Source organism: Streptomyces phaeochromogenes (assembly GCF_001418655.1).
Classification (GTDB): Bacteria; Actinomycetota; Actinomycetes; order Streptomycetales; family Streptomycetaceae; genus Streptomyces; species Streptomyces phaeochromogenes.
This window is the reverse complement of the sequence record NZ_LIQZ01000126.1, coordinates 14,422-34,007: the sequence shown is the minus strand read 5'-3', so window position 1 is coordinate 34,007 and position 19,586 is coordinate 14,422. Positions and strand designations below refer to the sequence as shown.

Here is a 19,586-nt window from a genome sequence, read left to right as displayed (position 1 = left end):
GAGAGCGGTGCAGCTATGGCTATAGCCATAGCCAGGGCCGTGCCATTGTTGTGGCGAAGGCTCGTCGCACAATTTCGAGCCATGTCAATGGGGCCAATGCCGTACCGGTGTCGTGCAACGCCAAGAAAGCTAGATGGCTGGCTTCTCGGTCCGCAAGACGGGACCTGACATAGTGCCCAAGGACGCTCAACTCCCGTACTGATGACACGTTCGGGGCGGGTGAGCGACCTGACACAGTTCCCGGACAAATATCGAGTCGCCGTCCCAACCGGAGGTTGGCTGGCGGAGTTGACGATCAGCTCGGTGCCCCGGAACTCGGCCCCTCCCGCCCTGTTCGTCCGGACACCGGCCCATCGCGCCACTCGCTATGGCCTCGGCTACGGAGACTTGATGAACGCGGAATTCGGTGTGAATGGCAACGGCGGCATCGGTGGCAGCGGCGACACCGATGAAAACGGTGGCATCGGTGAGAGCCGTGGCATCGGTGAAAACGGTGGCATCGGTCAGCAAGGCGGCTCCGGATCAGGCTCCGGCAGTGACGCCGCCATCGCGGTCATCGGCATGTCCTGCCGCCTCCCCGGCGCCGAGACCGTGGACGAGTTCTGGGAACTTCTGCGGGCCGGCCGCAACCAGGTCACGCGCCGGCCGGACGGCACATGGCGGGCCGCACTCGCGGAACACGGCCGTTTCGACGCCGAGTTCTTCGGCATGTCCCCGCGCGAGGCAGGCGAGACGGATCCTCAGCACCGCCTCATGCTCGAACTCGGATGGGAGGCTCTGGAGAACTCCGGCGTCGCCCCAGACCGGCTTGCCGGCACCGACACCGGTGTCTTCGTCGGTATCGCCTCCGACGACTACGCGACCCTCGTGCACCGCTCCGGCACGGCAGCGGGAGGCCACACGGCCACCGGCCTGCATCGCGCGCTCGCACCCAACCGCCTGTCCTACTTCATGGGCCTGCGAGGCCCCAGCATCGCGGTCGACTCGGCCCAGTCGTCGTCCCTCGTGGCCGTGCACCTCGCCTGCGAGAGCCTGCGACGCGGGGAGAGCACGATCGCTGTCGCCGGCGGGGTACACCTGGTCCTGGCAGATGACAGCACCACCGCCATGGAGATGATGGGCGCCCTCTCCCCGGACGGGCAGTGCCACACCTTCGACGCCCGAGCCAACGGATACGTGAGGGGCGAGGGTGGCGCCGCCCTCGTTCTGAAGCCCCTCCACAAGGCGATCGCGGACGGGGACCGTGTGCACTGCGTCATCAAGGGCGGCGCGGTCAACAACGACGGAGGCGGCGACGGCCTGACCACCCCGCGCCGCGAGGCGCAGGAGGCGCTGCTGCGCGCGGCATACGTACAGGCCGGTATCCGCCCCGAGGCCGTCCGGTACGTCGAACTGCACGGTACGGGCACGAGGGTGGGCGACCCGGTCGAGGCCGCCGCCCTGGGCGCGGTCCTGGGCGCCGCCCGCGCCGGAGCGGGTGCCTCCCCCCTCTCGGTGGGCTCCGCCAAAACCAACGTGGGTCATCTGGAGGGCGCGGCCGGCATCGTCGGCCTGCTGAAGGCCGCGCTGTGCGTACGGGAGGGAGTCCTGCCGCCCAGCCTCAACTACCGGGTACCGAACCCGGACATCCCAATGGAACAGCTGCACATGGGTGTGCAGACCGCCTTGGAGCCGTGGGCCGAGGAAGCGGGCAGGCTGCGCGTCGCGGGGGTGTCGGCGTTCGGTATGGGCGGGACGAATGCGCATGTGGTGGTGGAGGAGGCTCCGAGTCCGGTTCCGGCTGTGGCTGCGGAGTCTGAGTCGCAGCTGTCTGGTGTGCCGGTGCCGGTTCCGGTGGTGGTGTCGGGTGTGTCGGCGGGTGCGTTGGATGCAGGGTTGGGGCGGCTTGCGTCGCGTCTGGTCGGGGACGCCGGGCTGGATGTTGGTGTGGTGGGGTGGTCGGCTGCGCAGCGGTCGGTGTTCGCTCACCGGGCGGTGGTGGTGGCATCCGACCGCGATGGCTTGGTCTCCGGTTTGAGGTCCCCGGTGGTGTCGGGGGTGGCCGGGCCGGTCGGGCGCACGGTGTTGGTGTTTCCGGGTCAGGGGACGCAGTGGGTGGGTATGGGGGCTGCGTTGTTGGAGTCGTCTCCGGTGTTCGCTGCCCGTATGGCTGAGTGTGCTGCGGCGTTGGCTCCGTTTGTGGAGTGGGATCTGCTGGAGGTGGTGCGTTCCGGCGATGGTCTGGAGCGGGTGGATGTGGTGCAGCCCGTGACGTGGGCGGTGATGGTGTCCCTGGCCGCGGTGTGGGCTTCGGCGGGTGTCACGCCGGATGCGGTGGTGGGTCATTCGCAGGGTGAGATTGCTGCTGCGGTCGTGGCTGGTGCGTTGTCGTTGGGTGATGGTGCGCGGGTGGTGGCGTTGCGGTCGCAGGTGATCGGCCGGGTGCTGGCCGGTGCGGGCGGTATGGCCTCGATTGCGCTCCCAGTGGAGGCGGTGGAGGAGCGTCTGGCCGGCTGGGTGGGCCGTTTGGGTGTCGCTGCGGTCAACGGCCCTGCCATCACCGTGGTCTCCGGCGAGGCGGACGCGGTCGGCGAGTTCGTCTCAGCGTGTGAGGGGCAGGGGGTGCGGGCGCGTCGTATCCCGGTGGACTACGCCTCCCACTCCGCCCAAGTGGAAGCTATCGAGGCGGAGTTGGCGGGTCTGTTGGCGCCGGTGGTGGCCCGGGAGCCGTCGGTTCCGTTCTATTCCACTGTCGAGCCGGGCCGGCCGGTGGTCACGGACGGGGACTACTGGTACCGGAATCTGCGCCGGCCGGTCCGGTTCGCCGACACCATCGAGGCACTTCTGCATGACGGGTTCGGTATGTTCATCGAGTCCAGTGCCCACCCCGTACTGACCATCGGTATCCAGGAGTTGGCCGACCGGGCGGGCCGCGAGGACACGGTCGTGGTGGGCAGCCTGCGCCGGGACGAAGGCGGCCTGCACCGCTGGTGGACCTCGGCGGCCGAAGCATTCGTACGCGGAGTCGCGGTCGACTGGAAAGCCGCCTACACCGCGCACGACCTCACCGCGCCCCGCATCGACCTGCCCACCTACCCCTTCCAACGCCAGCACTACTGGTTCGATATCGCGGAGGACACAGCGAGCGCGGTTCCGGAGGGGACTCGCGCGTCGGACACCTCTTTGGGCCGCGAGCTCCACGGGCTGAGCGAGAGGGAGCGCGAAAGGCTCGTGCTCGCTGCCATTCGGACGCACGCGGTTGCGGCTCTCGGCAGGGGGACAGCGGACGACATCGTTGCCGAACGCACCTTCAAGGAGCAGGGCTTCGAGTCGCTCACAAGTGTTGAACTGCGCAATCGGCTGAACGCGGCCACGGGCCTTCGCCTGCCCAGCTCCGTGGCCTACGACCACCCGACCCCGCTGTCCCTGGCCCGCCATATCCAGACCCAGCTCAACGGCGGGAGCGGAACGACCCTCACACAGCAGCCCGTTCGTCCCGTCGCGGCAGCCACCGACGCCGAGCCGATCGCGATTGTGGGTATGGGGTGTCGTTTCCCGGGTGGCGTGGCTTCTGCGGAGGACCTGTGGGATTTGGTGGTGGCGGGGACGGACGCGGTGTTGCCGTTCCCGGTGGATCGTGGGTGGGATGTCGCGGGTTTGTATGACCCTGATCCGGGTGCGGCTGGGAAGTCGTATGTGCGTGAGGGTGGGTTTTTGCATGGGGCGGGGGAGTTCGACGCGGGGTTTTTCGGTATTTCGCCGCGTGAGGCGGTGGCGATGGATCCGCAGCAGCGGTTGTTGTTGGAGACGTCGTGGGAGGCGTTGGAGGGGGCGGGGATTGATCCTCACAGCCTGCGCGGATCACAGACCGGCGTCTACGTCGGAGCCATGTCGCAGGAGTACGGGCCCCGTCTCTATGAGCAGGCCACTGGCCACGAGGGCTATCTACTGACGGGCAATACGGCGAGTGTGGCGTCGGGTCGGATCTCGTATGTGTTGGGGCTTGAGGGTCCTGCGGTGTCGGTGGATACGGCGTGTTCGTCGTCGTTGGTGGCGTTGCATCTGGCGGTGCAGGCGCTGCGGCGCGGCGAGTGCGACCTCGCCTTGGCCGGTGGCGTCACAGTGATGGCGTCGCCGGGGATGTTTGTTGAGTTTTCGCGGCAGCGTGGGTTGGCGGTGGATGGGCGGTGCAAGGCGTTCTCGGATGCGGCGGATGGGACGGGTTGGGCCGAGGGTGTGGGGTTGTTGGTGGTGGAGCGGTTGTCGGATGCGCTCCGTGGTGGGCATCGGGTGTTGGGGGTGGTGCGGGGTTCGGCGGTGAATCAGGACGGTGCGTCCAATGGCTTGACGGCGCCGCATGGTCCGTCGCAGGAGCGGGTGATTCGTGGGGCGTTGGCGGATGCACGGATCTCGGCTCCTGAGGTGGACGTCGTGGAGGCGCATGGGACGGGGACCCGGTTGGGGGATCCGATCGAGGCCCAGGCGTTGCTGGCGGTGTATGGGCAGGGGCGGCCGGTGGAGCGGCCGTTGTGGCTGGGGTCGTTGAAGTCGAACATCGGTCATGCGCAGGCTGCGGCGGGTGTCGCGGGTGTGATCAAGATGGTGATGGCGATGCGGCACGGGGTGCTGCCCAAGTCCCTGCATGCGGAGGTGCCGTCGTCGCAGGTGGACTGGTCGTCCGGTGGGGTGGAGGTGCTGTCGCAGGCTCGGGCGTGGCCGGTGGTGGACCGTGCCCGGCGGGCTGGGGTGTCCGCCTTTGGTGTGAGCGGGACCAATGCACATGTGGTGCTGGAGGAAGCCCCGGCTCTCGCCGTGGAGGTGGAGGTGGAGGCGGAGCGGGTGTCAGTTTCGGCACTGTCTCCGGTGCCGGTGCCGGTGCCGGTGGTGGTGTCGGGTGTGTCGGCTGGGGCCTTGGACGCGGGGTTGGGGCGCCTGTCTTCGCGTCTGGTCGGGGACGCGGGGCTGGGTGTTGGTGAGGTGGGGTGGTCGGCGGCGCAGCGGTCGGTGTTCGCTCACCGGGCTGTGGTGGTGGCATCCGACCGTGAGGGCCTGCTGGAGGGTTTGAAGTCCCCGGTGGTTTCGGGGGTGGCCGGGCCGGTCGGGCGCACGGTGCTGGTGTTCCCGGGTCAGGGGACGCAGTGGGCGGGCATGGGCGCTGCTTTGCTGGAGTCGTCGCCCGTGTTTGCTGCCCGGATGGCGGAGTGTGCTGCGGCTTTGGCGCCATTTGTGGAGTGGGACCTGCTGGACGTCGTGCGCTCCGGCGATGGTCTGGAGCGGGTGGATGTGGTCCAGCCGGTCACATGGGCGGTGATGGTGTCACTGGCGCAAGTGTGGGCCTCGGCGGGCGTGGTGCCTGATGCGGTGGTCGGCCATTCGCAGGGTGAGATTGCCGCTGCGGTCGTCGCGGGCGCGCTGTCGTTGCAGGATGGTGCGCGGGTGGTGGCGTTGCGGTCGCAGGTGATCGGCCGGGTACTGGCCGGCGCGGGCGGTATGGCCTCGATCCCGCTCCCCGTGGAGGCGGTGGAAGAGCGTCTGTCCGGCTGGGCGGGCCGGTTGGGTGTGGCGGCGGTCAACGGGCCAGCGATCACGGTGGTGTCGGGTGAGGCGGAGGCGGTCGGCGAGTTCGTCGCACAGTGCGAGAGGGAGGGTGTGCGGGCGCGCCGTATCCCGGTCGACTACGCCTCTCACTCCGCCCAAGTAGAAGCCATCAAGACAGAGTTGACGGATCTGCTGGCCCCGGTAGTCGCCCGGGAACCCCACACGCCGTTCTACTCCACTGTCGAGCCGGGCCGTGAGGCGCGCACGGACGGGGCCTACTGGTATCGCAATCTGCGTCAGCCGGTCCGGTTCGCCGACACCATCGAGGCGCTCTTGTCGGACGGGTTCGGTGTGTTCGTCGAGTCCAGCGCCCACCCGGTCCTGACGATCGGTATCCAGGAGCTGGCCGACCGGTCGGGCCGCGAGGACACCGTCGTGGTCGGCAGCCTGCGCCGCGACGAAGGCGGTCTGTACCGCTGGTGGACCTCAGCAGCGGAGGCATTCGTACGAGGGGTGGCCGTCGACTGGAAGGCCGCCTACACCGCGCACAACATCACCGCGGCCCGCGTCGACCTGCCCACCTACCCCTTCCAACGCCGGCATTACTGGCTGGAGTCCAGCCCTCGGAGCCTGCACCACGGCCTGCGTGACGCCGAGTCTGCTGGTGGTGAGGCGTGGCGTTACCGGGTGGTCTGGAAGGGGCTCTCGGCTGACGGGAACCCCCGGTTGTCAGGGCGTTGGCTGCTGGTCGTTCCGGAAGGTGTCGACCCGGACTTGGTCGGCGACATCAGCGACGCACTCACCCACCAGGGCGCCACCGTCGAAGGCATAGCCGTGCCGCTGAGTGCCGACCGTGCCCACTTCGCGGAGCTGTTCACGGGACGGCGTACGGACGGCGAGGCACCGCCTGTCGAGGGCGTGCTGTCACTGCTCGGGCTATCGCACTCGCCTTCCTCCGTGGCGGCGTCCGTCTCCCTTGTCCAGGCGGTGAAGGACGTGGGTCTGGGCGGCCGGGTATGGGCCCTGACCCAGGGGGCTGTAGCTGCCTTGCCGGGTGAAGTTCCCGACGACGCGGGCGCCCGGGTCTGGGGGCTCGGCCGAGTCGCGGCCCTTGAACTCCCCGAGATCTGGGGCGGCTTGATCGATCTGCCCTCGACTTCGACGGACCGGCGCGTCCTGGGCCGTATGGCAGCCGTTCTCGGAGGGGCCGGGAACGCCGACGGCACCGAGGACGAGCTGGCGATCCGGAACGCTGGAGCGTACGGGCGTCGGGTCGTACGCGCACAGGGCTCGACCCGCACGCATTGGCGGCCGCGTGGGACGGTGTTGGTGACAGGTGGCACGGGTGCGCTCGGTGGTCATGTGGCGCGGTGGCTGGCCGCGAGCGGTGCGGAGCATGTGGTGCTCACCAGCCGTCGTGGGGAACAGGCTCCGGGTGTGGCCGAGTTGGTGGCGGAGTTGGGCGGACTCGGTGCCCGGGCCACTGTCGCGGCGTGCGACGTGGCCGACCGTGAGGCACTGGCCGATCTGCTGGACGAGCATCCGCCCACGGCCGTCTTCCACACCGCGGGCGTACTCGACGATGGAGTGATCGACGGCCTGTCGGCCGAGAGCCTCGCTGCCGCCAGCCGTCCCAAGGCGGATGCCGCCGAGTTGCTGCACGAGCTGACCGCTGACCGGGACCTGAACGCGTTCGTACTGTTCTCCTCGATCGCGGGCGTGTGGGGCAACGGAGGTCAGGCCGCCTACGCCGCCGCCAACGCCGCCCTCGACGCGCTGGCCGAGCGCCGGCGCGCCGACGGACGGTACGGCACGTCGATCGCCTGGGGCCTGTGGGCCGGCGGTGGAATGGCGGAAGGAGCCGGCGAGGAGGGCCTCGTCCGACGCGGTATCGACGCCATGGACCCCGTACACGCCATCGAAGCGCTGCAGCAGGCGCTGGACAGGGACGACACCTGTGTGACCGTCGCCGCCGTCGACTGGGAGCGGTTCGCGCCGAACACCGACGCGGTACGGCCGACACCCCTTTTCTCGACAGTGCCGGAGGCGCGCGAGGCGCTGGATGCGGCCCTCCGGCAGCGCGTGGCCGAACCCGGCGCCGCCGGACTGGCTGAGCTCCTGGACGGCCGCACCGAGGCCGAGCGTCTCCACCGGCTCGTCGAGTTGATCCGGGGCGAGGCCGCGGCGGTACTGCGGCACAGCACCACGGACGCCATCGGTCCGGGTCGGGCCTTCAAGGAGGTCGGCTTCGACTCGCTCACCGCGCTGGAGCTGCGAAATCGCGTCAACGCCACCACCGGGTTGTCCCTTCCCACGACCATCGCCTTCGACTACCCGAGCCCCTCGGCCCTCGCCGGGTTCATCCTCTCCAGGTTTGCGGGCGACGGGGAATCCAAGTCGGCCGGGCACCTCCCCGAGGTGTTCGAGGCCGCCAAGGACGACGAACTGATCGCGATCGTCGGCATGGCCTGCCGGTTCCCGGGCGACGTCGACAGCCCCGAAGCGCTGTGGGAACTGGTGCTGGGGGAAAGGGACGTCATCGGAGCACCTCCCACGGACCGTGGCTGGGACTTCGACGCGATCTACTCCCCGGAGCCCGGCACACCTGGCAAGACGTACGCGCGTGAGGGTGGGTTCTTGCATGGGGCGGGGGAGTTTGATGCGGGGTTTTTTGGTATTTCGCCGCGTGAGGCGGTGGCGATGGATCCGCAGCAGCGGTTGTTGTTGGAGACGTCGTGGGAGGCGTTGGAGGGGGCGGGGATCGACCCCCACAGCCTGCGTGGCAGCCGCACCGGCGTCTACGCGGGGCTCACCCACCAGGAGTACGCAGCCCGCCTGCACGAGGCTTCCGAGGAACACGAGGGCTACCTGCTGACCGGCAAGTCGGCGAGTGTGGCGTCGGGTCGGATTTCGTATGTGTTGGGGCTTGAGGGTCCTGCGGTGTCGGTGGATACGGCGTGTTCGTCGTCGTTGGTGGCGTTGCATCTGGCCGTGCAGGCGTTGCGGCGCGGCGAGTGCGACCTCGCCCTGGCCGGCGGCGTCACCGTGATGGCGACTCCAACGGTCTTCGTGCAGTTCTCGCGCCAACGAGGTGTCGCCCCGGACGGCCGGTGCAAGGCGTTCTCGGACGCGGCGGACGGATTCGGCCCCGCTGAAGGTGTGGGGTTGTTGGTGGTGGAGCGGTTGTCGGATGCGCGGCGTCGTGGGCATCGGGTGTTGGGGGTGGTGCGGGGTTCGGCGGTGAATCAGGACGGTGCGTCCAATGGTTTGACGGCGCCGCATGGTCCGTCGCAGGAGCGGGTGATTCGTGGGGCGTTGGGGGATGCGCGTGTGTCTGCTGCTGAGGTGGATGTGGTGGAGGCGCATGGGACGGGGACCCGGTTGGGGGATCCGATCGAGGCCCAGGCGTTGCTTGCGGTCTACGGGCAGGACCGGCCGGTGGAGCGGCCTTTGTGGCTGGGGTCGTTGAAGTCGAACATCGGTCATGCGCAGGCTGCGGCGGGTGTTGCGGGTGTGATCAAGATGGTGATGGCGATGCGGCACGGTGTGCTGCCGAAGTCCCTGCATGCGGAGGTTGCGTCGTCGCAGGTGGACTGGTCGGCCGGTGGGGTGGAGGTGTTGTCGGAGGCGCGGGCGTGGCCGGTGGTGGAGCGGGCGCGCCGGGCGGGGGTATCTGCGTTCGGTGTGAGTGGGACCAATGCTCATGTGGTGCTGGAACAGGCGCCGTTGGACGATCCGGAGACGTTGACTGACTCCGCCGCGAACCCAGTCCCGGCACGGTCTGATGTTCCGGTTCCGGTGGTGGTGTCGGGTGCGTCGGCGGGTGCGTTGGATGCAGGGCTGGGGCGGCTTGCGTCGCGTCTGGTCGGGGACGCCGGGCTGGGTGTTGGTGAGGTGGGGTGGTCGGCTGCGCAGCGGTCGGTGTTCGCTCACCGGGCGGTGGTGGTGGCATCTGACCGCGACGGCCTGTTGGAGGGTTTGAGGTCGCCGGTTGTCTCCGGTGTGGCCGGGCCGGTGGGGCGCACGGTGTTGGTGTTTCCGGGTCAGGGAACGCAGTGGGCAGGTATGGGCGCGGCCTTGTTGGAGGACTCGCCGGTGTTCGCTGCGCGTATGGCCGAGTGTGCAGCGGCTCTGGCTCCGTTTGTGGAGTGGGATCTGCTGGAGGTGGTGCGTTCCGGTGATGGTCTGGAGCGGGTGGATGTGGTCCAGCCGGTGACGTGGGCGGTGATGGTGTCACTGGCTGCGGTGTGGGCTTCGGCGGGTGTCACGCCTGACGCGGTGGTGGGTCATTCGCAGGGTGAGATTGCTGCTGCGGTCGTGGCCGGCGCGTTGTCGTTGGGTGATGGTGCGCGGGTGGTGGCGTTGCGGTCGCAGGTGATCGGCCGGATGCTGGCGGGCGCGGGCGGCATGGCGTCGATTGCGCTCCCAGTGGAGGCTGTGGAGGAGCGTCTGTCCGGCTGGGCTGGCCGTTTGGGTGTCGCTGCGGTCAACGGCCCAGCCATCACCGTGGTCTCCGGCGAGGCGGAAGCGGTCGGCGAGTTCGTCACACTGTGCGAGGAGGAGGGGGTGCGGGCACGCCGTATCCCGGTGGACTACGCCTCCCACTCCGCCCAAGTGGAGGCCATCGAGGACGAGTTGGCGGGTCTGTTGGCGCCGGTGGTGGCCCGGGAGCCGTCGGTTCCGTTCTATTCCACTGTCGAGCCGGGCCGTGAGGCGCGCACGGACGCGGACTACTGGTACCGGAATCTGCGCCAGCCGGTCCGGTTCGCCGACACCATCGAGGCACTTCTGCATGACGGGTTCGGTGTGTTCATCGAGTCCAGCGCCCACCCCGTACTGACCATCGGCATCCAGGAGCTGGCCGATGCGGCGGGCCGTGAGGACACGGTCGTGGTGGGGAGTCTGCGCCGTGACGAGGGCGGCCTGCACCGCTGGTGGACCTCGGCGGCCGATGCATTCGTACGTGGTGTGGCGGTCGACTGGAAAGCCGCCTACACCGCGCACAACCTCACCACAGCCCACGTCGACCTGCCCACCTACCCCTTCCAACGCCACCACTACTGGGCCGAGACCTCTCCCGCCGGTGTCGGTGACGTCGCGGCCGCACGGTTCGGCATGACTTGGCAGGAGCATCCGCTTGTCGGCGGTGCCCTTCAACTGGCCGACTCCGGTGAGTTGCTGCTCGCGGGGCGGCTCTCGCTCGCGGCGCACGCGTGGATGACCGACCACGCGGTTCTGGGCACCGCACTGCTGCCGGGCACCGCCTTTGTCGAACTCGCCCTGCACGCCGCCTCGGTAGCCGGATGCGCTGCGGTCGAGGAGCTGGAGGTGCGGGCTCCGCTGGTCCTGCCTGAGCGCGGTGGGGTGCACGTCCAGGTGCGCGTCGGGGATGCCGACGACTCGGGTCGGCGTCACCTCTCCGTATACGCGCGGCCGGACGACCGTCTGGCTGCCGCCGGTATCGGCGGCCTCGGAGTGGAAACGGACGAGGTTCCCTGGACGCGGCACGCGGTCGGCGTGCTCAACCCGGTGTGCCCGCCGAAGCCGCAATCCGCTCACGTGGCATGGGACAGCGCGGAATGGCCGCCCACGGACGCCGTGGAGGTGGAGCCGGCGGTGCTGTACGACCGGTTCTCGGCACTCGGGTACGAGTACGGCGACGTGTTCGCCGGTATGGAGGCAGTCTGGTACCGCGAGGGGGAGGTCTTCGCGGAGGTGCGGCTCCCCGCTCGCGTGGCTGCCGACGCTGCCCACTACGCAGTGCATCCCGCGCTTCTGGACGCCGCGCTTCAGCCGTGGATCGCGGGCGGCCTGTTCGACGTACCTGCGGACAGCATGCTGTTGCCGTTCGCCTGGCGTGGCATCGCCGTGCACACGTCGGGTGCTGACACCGTGCGCGTCCGGCTGGCTCTGGACGACGACGGAGCGCTGTCGTGCCAGGCGGTGGATCTCGCGGGCAATCCGGTCTTCTCCCTCGAAGCGCTGGCCATGCGTCCCATCGAACGTGTCCGGCTGGCCGCCCTCCTGGGAAGCTCCACGGCTGCGGCTCCCCTCTATGAGGTCGCCTGGCGCGCCAGTGAGCCGTCGTCTGGCGGCGCGCCGGGCCGCTGGGCGCTGATCGGGAGCGACGACCGTTTCGGTCCGGCCGAGGTCTCCGGGCAGGTGGCGGGCGCTGGTGGCGGTGCGGAGTGCACCGTGTATCCGAACCTGGACGACCTCCGTCAGGCGCTCGACGCAGGCGGCCCCGCACCGGAGACGGTTGTGGTCTCCTTCGGGCAGGCGCCCGGGGCGCGGGCGCGGCAGCCTCTTGCCGAAGGGCTTCGGGAGGCGCTGTACGAGGGGCTGGCGTTCGTCCAGGAGTGGCTCGCCGACGCGCGGTTCGCGGACGTACGACTCGTCGTACTGACCGGGCGCGCGGTTGCGGTCGGTGCGGACGAGGATGTGACGGATCTGCCCGGCTCGGGCCTGTGGGGGCTGCTGCGGTCGGCACAGTCCGAGCATCCCGGGCGCTTCGGACTCGTCGACATGGACGTGGACGTGGCCTCGGTGGCGGCGCTCCCGGCCGCCCTGAGCATGATCTCCGAGGAGACGCCCCAGCTGGCGGTCCGTGGCGGCGCGATGTACGTGCCGTCGCTCGCGCGCGTGCACACGCCCGACGGCGAGCCCGGCGGAGCGGTCGGCAGTCCTCGCCTCGGTGACGGCACCGTGCTGGTCACCGGGGCGACGGGCACGCTGGGCAGGCTGCTCGCACGGCATCTGGTGGAGCATCACGGCGTACGTCATCTGCTCCTGCTGAGCCGCAGCGGTCCTGACGCACCGGGAGCACGCGAGTTGTTGGCGGAGTTGCGTGAGCGGGGCGCCGAGCCGGAAATCGTCGCCTGCGACGCGGGTGACCGCGGCGCGCTGCTCTCGGCGCTCTCGGGCATACCGGCCACGCGTCCGCTCACCGGCGTGGTGCACGCGGCCGGCGTTCTCGACGACGGCGCGGTCACGGCGCTCGACCCGGGGCGAATCGATGCAGTACTGCGTTCCAAGGCCGACGCCGCGATTTATTTGCACGAACTCACCGCGGACCGGCAGTTGGCGGTGTTCGCGCTGTTCTCCGGGGCGGCGGGTCTCCTAGGCAGGCCGGGACAGGGAAACTATGCCGCCGCGAACACGTTCGTCGACGCGTTGGCGCACCATCGTCGTGCCGCTGGACTGCCGGCGTTGTCCCTCGCGTGGGGCCTGTGGGGTGAGGCCAGCGGGATGACGGAGCACCTCGCCGAGCGGGATCTGCGGCGCATGAGGCGCTCGGGCATCGCACCGATGACGAACGAACAGGGGCTCGCCCTCTTCGACCGCGCCCTCGCTCTGGCACCGGACCACGCCCTCCTCGTACCGATGAGGCTGGATTCGGCCGCGCTGGGCAGGGAGCGGGCCGCGAGCGGTCCTGACGCCGTTCCCGTACTGCTGCGGGCACTGGTACCGGCGGCCGTGGTGCGGCGAACGGACAGGCATGGGCCGACGGCGCGGAACGAGGTGTCGGCCACCGAAGCCGCTGGTGCCTCGTCGGCCCTGCCGCCTCGGGAACTCGCCGAGCGGCTGGCGGCCCTGGCCGAACCGGCTCGCGGTCGTGAACTGCTCACTCTGGTCAGGACCCAGGTGGCGAAGGTCCTCGGCTCCTCCGGTCCCGACGCGGTGGAACCCGGGCGCCCCTTCCGGGAGAGCGGGTTCGACTCGCTCATGTCCGTGGAACTGCGGAACCGGCTGAACGCCGCCACCGGACTGCGGTTCCCCGCGACCGTCGTGTTCGACCACCCGACGCCCCAGGCCGTCGCGGAGCACATCGGCGCGGAACTGGGCCTCGACGCGGGACCCGAGGACGCGGGTGCCGCCGCCCTGATGAGCCTGGAGGCCCTGCTGACCGCCGTGGCCGGAATGGACGCGGACGACAGCAGGCGAGACGTGGTCCGTATGCATCTGCAGGAGGCGCTCACGGCGGTCGGTGCCACCGGCGCGGAACCGGCGGGGCCGGCCGGTGGGTCCGCCGGAGACCCTGCTGGTTCCCGGGCCGCGGTCGAGGAGCGGCTCAACTCCGCCAGCGATGACGACCTCTTCGCCTTCATCGAGGAGCAACTGTGAGCAGCGACGACCGACGCGAAGAGACCCGGAAGACCGACGCCACGAAAACCGACGCCAGGAAGACCGATGCCCGGAATCCTGGCAGCCGGAGCGTCGGCTCTCGTGACGCCGACGCCCGTGTCGACGCCCACTCCGACGCCGCGACTCGGGATTCCAAGGCGCGGGAGTACCTCAAGCGGCTCACCACCGAGCTGCTCGCCACCCGCGAGCGGCTCCAGGCGCTGGAGGACGGCGCCCGTGAACCCATCGCCATCGTGTCGATGAGCTGCCGGCTCCCCGGTGGCGTGACCAGCCCCGAGGATCTGTGGCGTCTGCTTGAAGCAGGCACGGATGCCGTGTCCGGCCTGCCCGAGGACCGCGGTTGGGACCTGGACGCGCTCTACGGCCCCGACCCGGACTCCCCGGGTACGAGCTACGCCCGTGAAGGGGGATTCCTCGACAACTTTGCCGATTTCGACCCCGAGTTCTTCGGCATCTCGCCGCGCGAGGCCCTCGCCATGGACCCGCAGCAACGCCTGCTGCTGGAGACTTCGTGGGAGGCCCTCGAACGTGCCGGGATCGACCCGACGACCGTACGGGGCAGCCGCACCGGCGTGTACGCGGGCGTGATGTACGACGACTACGGCGCACGCCTGATCCACCAGCCACGCTCCGGTGCTCCCGCCGACCTGGAGGGCTATCTGGTCAACGGCAGTGCGGGAAGCGTCGCTTCGGGCCGTGTCTCGTACACCCTCGGACTGCGCGGACCGGCCGTGACCATCGACACGGCGTGCTCGTCGTCGCTGGTCGCGCTGCATCTTGCCGCGCAGGCGCTTCGGCTGGGGGAGTGCGACCTCGCGCTGGCGGGCGGGGCGACCGTGCTGTCGACGCCGACGATGTTCATCGACTTCTCCCGGCAGCGCGGGCTGGCCGAGGACGGGCGCTGCAAGGCCTTCGCCGACGCCGCCGACGGCACGGGATTCGGTGAGGGCGCCGGGATGGTGCTGCTGCAGCGGCTCTCCGACGCCCGGCGCGAGGGCCGGCCCGTACTGGCCGTCATCCGTGGCTCGGCGGTCAACCAGGACGGTGCCGGAAACGGTCTGACCGCGCCGAACGGCCTGGCACAACAGCGGGTCGTCCGTGACGCGCTCAGCAACGCCGGCTTGCGCCCCGACCAGGTCGACGCGGTCGAGGCGCACGGTACGGGAACCCGGCTGGGCGACCCGATCGAGGCACAGGCCCTGCTGTCCACCTACGGCCGGGGGAGGCCTGCCGATCGGCCGCTGTGGCTCGGTTCGCTGAAGTCCAACATCGGACACACGCAGGCGGCGGCCGGTGTGGCGGGCGTCATCAAAACGGTGCTCGCCATGGGGCAGGGTGTGCTGCCGAAGACGCTGCATGTGGATGCGCCCTCATCGCATGTGGACTGGTCGGCGGGTGCGGTTCGCCTGCTGACCGGCGGCAGGCCCTGGCCCCGGCGAGCCGACGGCGAGCCGCTGCGGGCCGGTGTCTCGTCGTTCGGGGCGAGCGGCACCAACGCGCACGTGATCCTGGAGAGTTCTCCGGAGCCGGCGGCGGTGCCGGTGCCGGAACAGCCGACCGACTCCGGCACGACGCCCGTGCTCTGGACGCTCTCGGGCCGGGACAGCGATGCGCTGCGGGACCAGGCCGGCCGACTGCACACCCACCTCAGCGGTCTGTCAGCGGCTCCGGCCGCTCTGGCGAGTGTCCTTGCCCACCGCAGGACCGCCTTCCGTCACCGTGCTGTTGTCCTCGGCGACGATCGCGAGACCCTTCTGGGCGGGCTGCGGAAGCTCTCCGAGGGCGAGGAGGAGCCCGGCGCGCGCCTCGTCACCGGCGTGGCAACCGGGGACCGCCGGGTGGCGTTCCTCTTCTCCGGCCAGGGCAGCCAGCGTTCCGGCGCGGGACGGGAGCTCTACGCCCGTTTCCCGGTCTTCGCCAGGGCGATGGACGAGATCTGGGCCGAGATGGACCGCCACCTCGAACGACCTCTGCGAACCGTGATGTTCGGCGAAACGGAGTCGGAGACGGAGCGGGGGGCGGCTTTCAATCCGGCCGGAGCCGGAGCCGTGATCGAGACCGGAGCCGAAATCGGGTCTGGGACCGCGATCGGGTCCGGGTCCGGGATCGGGGATGCCGGTTTGCTCGACCGCACGGATTACACCCAACCCGCGCTCTTCGCCCTGGAGGTCGCCCTCTACCGGCTGCTGACCGAGGAATGGGGCATACGGCCGGACGCCGTCATGGGGCACTCCGTCGGCGAGATCACCGCCGCCCATGTTGCCGGAGTGCTCGACCTCGCCGACGCGTGCGCCCTGGTCACCGCACGCGGCCGGCTGATGCAGGGGTTGCCCCACGGCGGCGCGATGGCCGCAATCGCGGCGAGCGAGGCGGAGATGGCACCCTGCCTGGCGGGCCGGGAGACGGAGGTCGCGCTCGCGGCTGTCAACGGCCCGGCCTCAGTCGTCGTCGCGGGCGACGAACAGGCCGTACTGGAACTCGTGGAGCTCTGGCGATCACGGGGCCGGGACACCAAGCGGCTCACTGTCAGTCATGCGTTCCACTCGCCGCACATGGACGGCATGCTGACACAGTTCGAACGAGTTGCTCGCGCATTGCACTACCGGCGACCGACGCTTCCTGTCATGTCGAACCTGACCATGGAGAACGGCACCGCCGCTGATCCGCGTACCCCGGACCACTGGGTCCGCCATGTGCGTCAGCCGGTACGGTTCCTCGACGGCGTGCGCGCCCTGCGCGCCGACGGTATCGACACGTTCCTGGAACTGGGCCCCGACGCGGTGCTCACGGCCATGGCGCGCTCATGCCTGGACGAGGACGCACCAGAGGCCACCTCCCGCACTCCGCTCACGATTCCGGTGCTGCGGCGGGGCCACGGCGAGCGGGACACCGTGACCCGCGCGGTGGCCGAGGCGTACGTCCACGGGGTGCCCGTCACCCTCGCCGACCGCCCCGTCGGTGCCGTCGACCGGCTGGCGGCGGACCTGCCCACCTATCCCTTCCAGCGGCGGCGTTACTGGCTGGACGCTCCGACCGCCTTCGACCCGACCGCCATGGGGTTCGACGAGAGTCCGCATCCGCTGCTGTCGGCCTCCGTGGTCCTGCCCGAGGAGCAGGGCGTTGTCTGGACGGGCCGGCTGTCCACCTCCAGCCTCCCGTGGCTCGCCGAGCACACGGTGGGGGGTCAGGTGGTCGTACCCGGAACCGCCCTCCTGGAGCTGGCTCAGTACGCCGCCGACTCTGTTGCTCCTGCGGACAACACCGTCACTGAACTGACCTTCGAGACCCCGCTGGTGCTTCCGCCGGGCGCAGAAGTACGCCTGCGGGTCGTGCTCGGAGCCCCGGACGAGCACGGCAGCCGCACCCTTCGGATCCACTCGGAACAAGGCCACTCGGACGCGCCGGGAGGAAGCCGGTGGGTCCGCCATGCCTCCGGCACCCTGGGCCCGGGTGAACCGCATTCCGAGGACCCCGGACTCGACGGGGCCTGGCCGCCGGAAGACGCCGCACCGCTCGACATCACGACCGAGTACGAGCGTTTCGCCGACGCCGGGATCGGTTACGGTCCTGCCTTCCGCGGTCTGTCCGCCGCCTGGCGGCGCGGCATCGAGGTGTTCGCCGAAGTGCGGTTGCCCGGCGCGTACGCCGACGAAGCCGGTCGCTACGCCGTCCACCCTGCGCTCCTGGACGCCGCACTCCACGCCATCGCTTCCGGCCTCGGCCTGGAACACGGACTCCTGCCCTTCTCCTGGAGCGGCGCCAGGCTGCACGGCCGGGGCGCCGACATCCTGCGCGTACGCATCGCACCCACCGCCGCAGGACCCGAGACCGTCACGATCACGGCCGTCGACCCCCAGGGACGCCCGGTCCTCACCGTGGACGCGCTCGCCCTGCGCCGTACCGACGCCGACCGGCTCGCCGCCGCCGGAGCCGCCCACCTGCCACTCCACCGGCTGCAGTGGTCCGCCTCGCCCGCCTCGCCCGGCACGGAACCGGCCCAGGCTCGCCACGAGGACACCCGCGTCCGCTGGGCCGACCCCACCGACGAGAACCTCTTCGCCAAGGCGGCCGAGGAGAGCGGCCGGGACGGATTCCACCTCCTCGTCGACCTCGGTCCGGTCCCGGGCTCGCACCCCGGGCCGCCGGACGCGGCACGCCACATGGCCCTGCGCGCGCTCACCCTCGTCCAGGGATGGGTCACCGACGAGCGTCACGGCGATGCACGGCTCACCTTCGTCACCCGCCGAGCCGTGGACACGGGGGACGGCCGCATCGATCCCGCCGCCGCGACGGCATGGGGGCTGCTGCGCTCCGCGCAAGCCGAACACCCGGGCCGTATCGCCTTGGTGGACATCGACGAAGCACCCGCCTCACGGCGTGCCTTGACCGGCGCCGCCGCGCTCGGCGGCCAACTGGCGGTCCGCGAAGGTGTCTTGCTCCACCCCGCTCTCGTGCGCACCGACCCGGCCGCGAGCGCGCCGGCCTGGCCCGAAGAAGGCACCGTCCTCATCACCGGCGGCACCGGAAGCCTGGGCGCCATGGCGGCGAAGCACCTTGCGGCAACCCATGGTGTACGGAACCTGCTCCTGCTCAGCAGGCGTGGAGCCGAGACGCCAGGCGCCGGGCAGCTCGTGACCGAGCTGGCCGAACTGGGAGCCCATGCCGATGTCGTGGCGTGCGACGCGGCCGACCGTGATGCCTTGCTCGCCGTACTCGACAGCATCCCCGCCGACCGGCCGCTGACCGCCGTCGTCCACACCGCCGGAGTCCTGGATGACGGCATCGTCACCGCGCAGAACGCCGAGCGCCTGGACAGGGTGCTGCGCCCCAAGGCCGACGCGGCCTGGAACCTCCACGAACTGACCCTGGAGATGCCCCTCTCCGCCTTCGTGCTCTACTCCTCCGCCGCCGCGACCCTCGGCAGCGCGGGCCAGTCCGGATACGCGGCGGCCAACGCGTACCTCGACGCGCTCGCCGTATGGCGCAGGGCCGAGGGGCTGGCGGCGGTGTCACTGGCCTGGGGGCCGTGGGAAAGCGGCATGACCGAGACGCTCAACTCCGTGGACAGCGCCCGGCTACGGCGTATCGGGATCGCCCCACTGCGCCGTGTCGAGGGCCTCGCCGCCCTCGACGCCGCGGTCGGCGGCGACGCGGCGATGATCCTGCCCATGCGCGTCGACCCGACAGCCCTGGGGGACCACAACGCCGGAGACCGGATACCAGAAGTGCTGCGCTCCCTCGCCGCACCTGCCCGTGCCACGGTCCTGACGAGCGGGTTGAACGCGGCGAACGGCGTGAACGAGCCCGACCCGCGCCTCCAGGCCACCGCCACGCTCGCCGAACGCCTGGCCGGGACATCACGCTCCGAACGGACGGCCGTACTGGAAGACGTCGTACGGACCGACATCGCCGCCGTACTGGGACACGGGGACACAGCTGCGATCGTCTTCGACCGCAGCTTCAGGGAACTCGGCTTCGACTCACTGTCGGCGGTCGAACTGCGCAACCGCCTCACCGCCGCGACAGGGCTGCGCCTGCCGGCCACCGTGGTGTTCGACCATCCGACCCCACAGGCGCTCGCAGCCCACCTGGGCCGGGAAATGCCCGGTTCGGAAACCGCCGTACTCGACACCCTCGACCGGCTCCACGGCCAACTGGACGACGTGCTCGGGGCATCCACCGCCGACGATGACGAGCTGCGGACCCGAGTCGCCCGGCGACTCGAATCGCTGCTCGCGACGCTCACCGGAAACGAGCAGCCGGGTCTCGCAGATTCCGGTGCTGCCGCCGACGCCGTCGGCGATCGCCTACGGACGGCGTCCGACGACGAGTTGTTCGCCCTGCTCGACAACGGCTTTCGCCAGGACCCACCTCGGCAGTGACCACCCGGCCGATGTTCTCGGCCTGAGGCGACGACGACCGCA

The 19,586-nt window shown here is 70.3% G+C and carries 2 protein-coding genes; both read left to right on the top strand.

What is annotated here, in order from left to right; genetic code table 11:
• The first annotated feature begins 390 nt into the window (after positions 1–390).
• A complete protein-coding gene (locus AOK17_RS53575; RefSeq protein WP_055613499.1) occupies positions 391–13,641 on the top strand; it encodes an SDR family NAD(P)-dependent oxidoreductase in 13,251 nt (4,416 codons plus the stop codon).
• The gene (locus tag AOK17_RS17915; protein WP_055613498.1) at positions 13,638–19,544 is read left to right on the top strand and encodes a type I polyketide synthase; all 5,907 of its coding nucleotides are present in this window, start codon (positions 13,638–13,640) and stop codon (positions 19,542–19,544) included. The genes AOK17_RS53575 and AOK17_RS17915 overlap by 4 nt, the downstream gene beginning before the upstream one ends.
• Positions 19,545–19,586: the final 42 nt, after the last annotated feature.

What these genes read in the sequence shown, in the direction of transcription:
- AOK17_RS53575 (WP_055613499.1), top strand. Translation starts at nt 391, where the DNA reads ATGAACGCGGAATTCGGTGTGAATGGCAACGGCGGCATCGGTGGCAGC.